Here is an 8,443-nt window from a genome sequence, read left to right on the forward strand (position 1 = left end):
GGGCCGACGTCGAGCATGACATTGAAGACGGGGCGAATGCCGGCGTTTCAGGCACTCCGGCCTTTTTCATCAACGGGGTTCTGTTATCCGGGGCGGTTCCGTTTGAGAACTTTAAAGACATTATAGATGAAGAGGTGGCGCGCGTGGGGACCCGGACGTTTATCCGCGACAAGGGAGTGATGCCGTAACTCGGACGGGGGGAAGGAATCATGGCGGAACAAAATCTGGATCGAATCGAAATCCCGGAAGTCCTTCCGCTTCTGCCGGTCAAGGACGTCGTCCTTTTCCCCCATGTGATTCTCCCCCTCTTCGTGGGGCGAGAGAGTTCCATTCAGGCGGTTGAAGCGGCGTTGGCCAAGGACCGGTTGCTTTTTCTAGCCGCTCAGAAGGACATACAGGCGGAAGTGGTGACCCCGGAAGGGATCCATCCGCACGGATGCATCGGGATGATCATGCGGATGCACAAGCTGCCGGTTCCGGACGGGCGGATCAAAATCCTCGTCCAAGGAATTCGTCGGGCCAAAGTGGAGGAGTACGTCCAGGAGACTCCGCACTATTTTGTCCGACTGAAGGAGTTCCCGGAACCCGACATCGCCAAGAAAAGAATAGAGCTGACGGCGATGATGCGGACGATCAAGGAGGTCTTGGAGAAGATCGTTTCTCACGGGAAGATCCTTTCGCCCGAGATTTTGATCGTTCTCGATGACGTCTCCGATCCGGGACGATTGGCGGATCTGGTGGCGTCCTACCTGGGATTGAAAGTCGAAGAAGCGCAGCCGATCTTGGAAATGACCGAGCCGGAGGATCGACTCAAGGCGGTTCTCACCCACCTGCAAAAAGAGCTCGATATTCTCTCCGTTCAGCAAAAGATTCAGACCCAGGCCAAGGGAGAGATGACGAGGATGCAGCGCGAGTACTATCTCCGCGAGCAGCTTCGTGCGATCAAATCCGAACTGGGCGAGGGAGACTCCAAGGGCGAAGAACTTCGCGAACTTCGGGAGAAAATCGACAAGGTCAAAATGCCGCCCGAGGCGGAGGAAGAGGCATACAAGCAGCTTAAACGGTTGGAGAACATGCATCCCGACGCGGCGGAAGCTTCGATCGTTCGGACCTATCTGGATTGGTTGGTGGATCTGCCCTGGAGCGTGATGTCGAAGGACAACATCGATCTCTCCAAAGCCAAGACGATACTGGACGACGATCATTTTGATCTCGAAAAAGTGAAGGATCGAATCCTCGAATTTCTCGGAGTCACGAAATTGAAGAAGAAACTCAAGGGCCCCATTCTTTGTTTCGTCGGTCCCCCCGGCGTCGGGAAGACGTCACTCGGTAAATCGATCGCGAAAGCGATGGGAAGACAGTTTGTTCGTGTTTCGTTGGGCGGGATGAGGGACGAGGCCGAGATCCGAGGTCATCGACGAACTTACGTGGGAGCCATGCCCGGCCGAATCGTTCAGGGAATCAAGCAGGCGGGCACGCGGAACCCGATTTTCGTTCTGGATGAGGTCGATAAGATCGGCGCGGATTTTCGGGGCGATCCTTCCTCCGCGCTATTGGAGGTTCTCGATCCGGAACAGAATCACACGTTTCGGGACCATTATTTGAATCTTCCATTTGACCTCTCCAACACGATGTTCATCGCCACGGCGAATCTGGTCGATCCGATTCCACCGGCGTTGCGGGACCGCATGGAGGTCATCGGTCTGTCCGGGTACACCCAAGAGGAAAAAGTGGAAATCGCTCACCGTTATTTGATTCCCAAGCAGCTCGAGGAAAACGGGGTCACCGAAAAGCAGGTGGAAATTGGCAACGAAGCGCTCAAGACCCTGATCGATCAATATACAAAGGAAGCGGGACTTCGAAACCTGGAACGGGAGATCGCGTCGGTCTTTCGAAAAGCGGCGAAACGAGTGGCGGAAGGTGAAAAGACCAAGCTCGTGGTGACGCCGACAAATATTCATAAGCTCTTGGGGCCGCCGAAATTTATTCCCGAAGGGGAACAGGAAAAGAACGAGGTGGGAGTGGCGACGGGGCTCGCCTGGACGGCTACCGGCGGCGAAATTCTCTTTGTGGAAGCTACGCTGATGAAAGGACGCGGAACGCTGACCCTGACCGGACATTTGGGAGACGTGATGAAGGAGTCCGCGCGCGCGGCGCTTTCGTACGCGCGATCGAAAGCCAAAGAACTCGGCATCAAGGACATTCTGTTCCAGAACCGCGACATTCATATTCACGTTCCCGCGGGTGCGATTCCAAAGGACGGCCCCTCGGCGGGCGTGACGATGGCGACAGCGCTGATTTCCGCGTTAACCCGACGGCCGATCAATCGGAAGGTGGCCATGACGGGTGAAATCACGTTGCGCGGGCACGTGCTGCCGGTGGGCGGCGTGAAGGAAAAGGTATTGGCCGCCCGGCGCTCGAAAATCACCACGATTTTAATCCCCGAGAACAACGAGAAGGATCTGGAGGAAATTCCGGAGCATTACCGGAAAGGGTTGAAGCTGATACCGGTGGCGACGATGAGAGACGTCCTGGCCCATGCGCTCAATGTCCGTGGATCGGACAAAACCAGAGAAACGCCGGCCGGGGGAGAGCGGACGCCGCGGTCGAGCAGTCATCGCCAACGAGAAGCGACGGCGTAGCCCTTTCCGAGGGACCGGAGGAGAGATATCTGGACCCGGCACTCATAACCCAGACTGCGATTCTGTTCGTCCTCATCCTCTTTTCCGGGTTTTTTTCCAGTTCGGAATCGGCGCTTTTTAGCCTCGGTCTGCATCGAGTACGACGACTAAAAATCTCGGCGCCGCGCAGTTATCGGTCGGCACAAAAACTTCTCAGCGAACCGACGAAGTTGCTCTCGACTCTTCTAACCGGAAACGAGGCGGTGAACGCCGCCATCAGCGTCGTCGGATCGTCGCTGGTTTACCGCCTGCTCTACAATCGAGTGGAGCACGAGTATCTGCCGTTGCTCGCAATTATCTGTGTGCTCCCGTTCGTCCTGATCTTCGGGGAAATCGTTCCAAAAACGCTCGGAGTTCGAAATCCCGAGCGTCTTGCGGCCATGAACTCCCTTCCTCTTTATTGGTTTAGTCGCTTCATCGCTCCGGTTCGCGACGGACTGAGTTGGATTTCGCATCAAGTGCTGCGGATCACGGGCAGCTCGGTTTCGGGCGCCGGAGGAGTGTCGGAAGAAGTGTTTCGCTCGATGGTGGATGCCGGCACGGAGGAAGGTGTCCTCGACGCCCGCGAACAGCGGATGATCCACAGCGTGTTCAACTTGGACGATCTTCGCGTAGATCGGTTCATGACTCCGTTCGAGAAGGTGTCCTACCTGCAAAGCAAGATGACGATTCGAGAGGCTTTGAAGAAGATCGATTCCGAGCGGTACTCCCGTTTCCCCGTTCTGGACGAAGAAAAGAAGGTCGTGGGAACGTTGTATTCCAAAGACTTGCTGGGAGTTTCGGACCTGGATCCCGATGCCTCCATTTTGCCTTTGATACGCGCCCCGTTGCTTGTGCCGCGAGAGACGACGGCCCTCCATCTATTCGCGCAGTTTCGGAGCAAGCGAACGCACTTCGGCATGGTTTGCGGAACGTTTGCGCACGAAATGATCGGCGTGGTCACGCTGGAAGACGTTTTGGAACAGGTCTTCGGGGACATTCGGGACGAACGGGACATGGACGAGGGGACGCCATCGAAACCGTAGTTATCATGATCCTCTGTGTCTTGATGGAGGGATTTTTTTCCGGTTCGGAGATCGCCGTGGTGTCGATGAACCGCGCCCAACTTCGCTATCTCGTCAAGAAGGGCTCGGCTCGCGCAAAGTCCTTAAGCAGTGCTTTGGAGAATCCGGAGTGGCTTCTGGGGGCCACGCTTTTGGGAACGAATTTGGCGACGGTGACGCTCAACGCGGTTGCGACCCTGTTCGTCATCGAACAATTTGGCTCGGAGTACCAGTACCTTACGATAGCCGCGACGTTCCCGCTCATGCTGGTGTTCGGAGAAGTTCTGCCGAAGACGATCTTTCAGCGTTTTTCAGATCGAATCGCCCCCCAGGTCATCTTTCCGTTGCGAACGGTTTCGTGGTTGTTTAGCCCGATGGTGGTCGCCATTGCGGGGGTCTCTCGCTTTTTCGCCTTCATTACCGGGATTCACACGACGAAGAAGACGCCTTTGGTCACGCGGGAAGAATTGGAGCTTGTTTTTCGGGCTTTCGAGCGCCCGCAAGGGGTTAAGGATCTCGAACGGCGCATGATCGACCGTATTTTCTCGCTCTCCGACCGACAAGCGACCGACATCATGATTCCTCTCGTGAACGTCGTGTCGATTCGCGATGATATCACGCTGGCGGAGGCGTCCGCCGAGATGCGCCGAAGCGGGTTCAGCCGTTTGCCGGTCTTTTCCGGAAACGTTTACAACATTGTGGGTTGGGTGAATCAATATGATCTTCTTTTCGCCAAAGATCCCCAGACGTTGGTCGGCCTGGTCGCCCGGAAAGTTCGGTTCATGCCGGCCAATACGCCGGTGGAACGCCTCCTGGTGATCATGCAGCGGGCGGGCGACACGCTTGCGATTGTGGTGGACGAGTACGGTGGCGCCATCGGCCTCGTAACTTTGGAAGACGTCTTGGAAGAGGTTGTAGGCGAAATCGAAGACGAGTACGACGTCGCCGCGTCCGCCGTACGACGTTTGGATACGAACAAAATGCTCGCCAACGGACGTATGCCCGTCGTGCAGCTCAATGAGCTGCTTCCTCAGCCGATTCCGCTGGGAGATTATGAAACGCTCGGCGGTTTTCTATTGGCTCAGTTCCAACGGATTCCGACCATGGGAGAAGAGTATCGTTATCGTCGCCTTATATTTCGAGTGATCCGTGCGACGGATCGAAGCATTGATGAAGTGGAGATTACGTTCCCCGAGCGGCGTACCGTTAGTGGACGAAAACAGCGCGAAGAGAGGAGGTTCGATCAATGACGGAATCCGGCCTCCGTTTCACTTCCGGCCGCCTTCTTTTCGTAGCTTGCGCCACGCTACTTTTGATCGGCATTCTCACGTATCTTCAATTGGCGTTTCAAGGCGCCGACGTAAGGACGGCAATCCGTCTCGTAGAAGAAGCCGGGACGGGGAACATGAGTTTGAAGATACAAATGGCGGAATTTTTGCCGAGCGATCACCGTTTGTGCCAAGCTATCCCAGTCAACCGGTTTCATGGGCACATGAACGTGACCTGTTCGGATACGAAAAACCGGACGCATGAATTGAGGTGGCAGGTCAGCGTCATCGACGGATTGGTCATTCCGGCGAACCTTGCCGCCGAGAAATTGGGAAAAGGGGAGGAGCCATGGCCGCGGCGATAGAACGAAGACAGAAGCCTCGGGTGTTGGTGCGTGTGCTAGTGGATTTCGAGAGTCCCGATACGTATCTGTACGATTATTCGAATAATTTGAGCGAAGGGGGCATCTTTATCGAAACGGAAAAACCGTTTTCGATCGGGACTCCCATTACGCTTCGTTTCACCCTTCCAAATATCGACCGTGTATTCGAAGCTCGAGGAAAAGTTGTTTGGCTCAATACCGCTCCCCCGGGCACGGAGCGCCCGGTTTCGAAGATGTCGCAAGGAATGGGCGTGGAATTCGGGTCATTGGATGAAACCGATCTCAATTTGATTCGAAAGTATATTCAGGAGGCGATTGGAACGAGTTAGCTAATTGCAGATTTTCTTGATTTCGCAGTTGTAGCAGTCGGTCAACGATCGGTAATTCTTACCCGAACATAATCCTTCAATCTGCTTGAGTTCGGCGGGGGGAATCGTCGTTGCGCGGCCGGCCGTGCCGGGCGTGCAGTTGGGATCGAGGGCACCCTGACCCACCGTCGCGCGCGTAAGGTCGGCGCTCGTTTGCGCCTGAACCGGTGCAAACACGCCCATGGTCAGGACGAAAGCCATGAAAGCTGTCCGAATCATCGGCCTCATTATAGCATGCGCCTCACACATCGATCGTCACGATTTTCTTGAGCCATAAGCCACCGATAATTTGGAAGAAAAGCATCAGTAGGATCATCATCCAGCCGAGGCGTGTGGTGAACATCGGCGTCAGGAAATCCGGATTCATGAAGTAGAGAAGCGTTCCCAGGGCGAAAGGCATAAAAAAGAGCAAAAGGCCCTGGGTTTTTCCTTGTGCGGTTAATGCTTTGATCTTTCCATCGACTTTTCTTCGCTCCCGGATGGTCGAGGCGATAACGTCGAACGTCTCACTTAAATCTCCGCCCGTTTCGCGGAGAATCAGAACCGAATGAATCGCCACGCTCAAGTCCTCGCTCGGAACGCGATCGAGCATTTTAGCCAGCGCGTCATCCAACGTGAGACCCAATTTCTGCTGCGACAAGACCAGGCCGAACTCTTGGGAGATCGGCTTCGGCATTTCCTGAACGAGGACCTGAATTACTTGAGAAAGATTTAAACCGGATTTCAGCGAATTGGCCATCAGGTTTAGGCCGTCGATCAATTGGGCATCAAAGAGCCGAAGCCTTCGCTTCCAGCGAAATGTCACCCACCAGCGCGGCAACGACCAACCCATCCAGGAAAAGAGCAAGGTGAAAAAGAACGTAATCCATCCATATCCGTGCGAAAAAGCATATCCCACATATGTCATCGCCAGCGTGGAAAGGACGATATAGAGGGCCACCTTCGGGCGCTCGACCGACTGAAACATCCGTTCTTGCATCGACGAAACCCGGTCAATGTACGTACCTAAGGATTTGGAGATGGATTCCTCGATCCATGGGTAACCAAAATAGCTGGCGCCTGCCGTGGCGAGCGTCGCGAGTCCGATCGCGCCATATCCGAACAAAGATTCCATGGTTATGGAGCTCCCCCGAACATCCCTTTCGGCATTTTAATTCCTTTCTTTTTAAATTCTTCGGCAAATGTGGGCACGAGGCCGGTCGCCATGAAATTGCCCAAGACTTTTCCGTTGGCATCGATTCCCTTTTGTTTAAAGAGAAAGATGTCCTGAAGCTGAACGGTGTTTCCTTCCATCCCCGTTACTTCGGTAATCGCGACCACACGGCGGGAACCGTCGCTTAACCGGCTCAATTGAACGATCAATTGAATCGCGCTGGAGATCTGTTCGCGAATCGCCTTGGAGGGGAGCTCCAAGCCGGAAAACATGACGAGCGTTTCCAACCGGGAAATGCAGTCCCGCGGGGAATTTGCGTGGATCGTCGTCATCGAACCGTCGTGACCGGTATTCATCGCCTGAAGCATGTCGAGCGCCTCCGCTCCTCTGCACTCGCCGACGATGATCCGGTCCGGGCGCATGCGGAGTGTGTTTCGAACGAGTTCGCGAATTGGAATGGCTCCTTCTCCTTGAAGATTGGCGGGTCTGGCTTCCAATCGGCCGACATGGTCCTGCGGGAGTCGGAGTTCGGCGGAATCCTCCACGGTAAGAATCCGCTCGTTCGATGGGATGAAATTGGCCAAGACGTTGAGCATCGTGGTTTTCCCGGTGCCGGTGCCGCCCGAAATAATAATGTTGAGCCGAGTTTGAACGCACGCGCGGAGAAAATCGGAAATCTCCTCCGTGATGGCGCCGAGCTGGATTAAACGTTCGGGCCCTAGAATATCCCGGCTGAATTTCCGGATCGTCAGCATCGGACCGTCCAGAGCCAGCGGAGGAATGATCGCATGCACACGGGAGCCGTCGCGAAGGCGCGCATCGACCATCGGAGTCTTTTCGTCGATACGCCGCCCGACAGGCGCGACGATTCGTTCGATTACGCCCAGAAGGTGCTTGTCGGTCGTGAACTGGCACGGCGTCATCGTCAGTTTGCCTTTTCTTTCCACGTAGATCTGATTCCGGCGATTCACCAATATTTCGCTGACGTCCGGATCGGCCAGCAGGTCTTCCAACGGTCCGAGGCCGATCGCTTCATCCAGGACCTCTTTGGCGAGCTGCTGCCGCTCGTCCCGCGAACGGACGTCGGACATCCGATCGATAATATTGAGGATCACGTCGCGCGTTTTTGTTTTAAGGTCTTCGATCGTCTTGTCGTCGTATTTGACCAGTTCGTCGGTCGAGAACTGGCGAAAATCCATCACTTCGATCAGTTTTTGGTGAATTTTCATCCGGAGATCGGCCTGTCGGTCGGCCGCTTCATCGGCCTGCTTGTCAAACCAGCGCTGCTGTCCCGCATTTGAAATCACAGTCTGTTGAACAGGGGCAGCGGCGGCCACAGGTTTGAGTTTTAGACCGGTGACGGGACGCAGGAGGCCGTTGGAAAGGACGGCCCGGCTCACTTCCTCGATCACCCGGCTGTATGGTGCACGGGGGTCGGAAATAAAAAGCGGAATCCCCTGGTGAACGGAATTTTGAACTTCGGCGTTTCCCTCAGGCAGAAGCGCCAGAATTTCTCGACGGAGCTTCTGACGGATAATTCCCTCGTT

At 55.1% G+C, this 8,443-nt stretch carries 9 protein-coding genes; 6 read left to right on the forward strand and 3 right to left on the reverse strand.

Features of this window, described 5'->3' with window-relative positions; genetic code table 11:
- The 6 genes from VI895_12530 to VI895_12555 all read left to right on the forward strand — a co-directional run.
- A partial coding sequence (locus tag VI895_12530; GenBank protein ID HLG20624.1) for a thioredoxin domain-containing protein occupies window positions 1-188 on the forward strand: 188 nt, incomplete at its 5' end.
- A gap of 21 nt (window positions 189-209) precedes the next feature.
- The gene (gene lon, locus VI895_12535) at window positions 210-2,642 is read left to right on the forward strand and encodes an endopeptidase La (GenBank protein ID HLG20625.1); all 2,433 of its coding nucleotides are present in this window, start codon (window positions 210-212) and stop codon (window positions 2,640-2,642) included.
- 62 nt (window positions 2,643-2,704) lie between these two features.
- Entirely contained in the window at window positions 2,705-3,706 is a 1,002-nt protein-coding gene (locus tag VI895_12540; protein ID HLG20626.1) for a hemolysin family protein, read from the forward strand.
- Between the two features lie 5 nt (window positions 3,707-3,711).
- A complete protein-coding gene (locus tag VI895_12545) occupies window positions 3,712-4,974 on the forward strand; it encodes a hemolysin family protein (GenBank protein ID HLG20627.1) in 1,263 nt (420 codons plus the stop codon).
- Complete coding sequence (locus VI895_12550) at window positions 4,971-5,357, forward strand: hypothetical protein (GenBank protein HLG20628.1); 387 nt, start codon at window positions 4,971-4,973, stop codon at window positions 5,355-5,357. The genes VI895_12545 and VI895_12550 overlap by 4 nt, the downstream gene beginning before the upstream one ends.
- Window positions 5,342-5,704 (forward strand): TIGR02266 family protein, encoded by a 363-nt coding sequence (locus tag VI895_12555; protein HLG20629.1) that lies wholly within the window; start codon window positions 5,342-5,344, stop codon window positions 5,702-5,704. Before VI895_12550 ends, VI895_12555 begins: the two co-directional genes overlap by 16 nt.
- Here the strand turns inward: VI895_12555 and VI895_12560 are convergent, their stop codons facing one another.
- The 3 genes from VI895_12560 to VI895_12570 all read right to left on the reverse strand — a co-directional run.
- A complete protein-coding gene (locus tag VI895_12560; GenBank protein ID HLG20630.1) occupies window positions 5,705-5,962 on the reverse strand; it encodes a hypothetical protein in 258 nt (85 codons plus the stop codon).
- Between the two features lie 22 nt (window positions 5,963-5,984).
- Window positions 5,985-6,857 (reverse strand): type II secretion system F family protein, encoded by an 873-nt coding sequence (locus VI895_12565; GenBank protein ID HLG20631.1) that lies wholly within the window; start codon window positions 6,855-6,857, stop codon window positions 5,985-5,987.
- A 2-nt stretch (window positions 6,858-6,859) separates the two neighbouring features.
- The coding region (locus VI895_12570) for a CpaF family protein (protein ID HLG20632.1) at window positions 6,860-8,443 on the reverse strand (1,584 nt) is incomplete at its 5' end.

The organism is Bdellovibrionota bacterium (genome assembly GCA_035292885.1).
Lineage (GTDB): Bacteria > Bdellovibrionota_G > JALEGL01 > JALEGL01 > DATDPG01 > DATDPG01.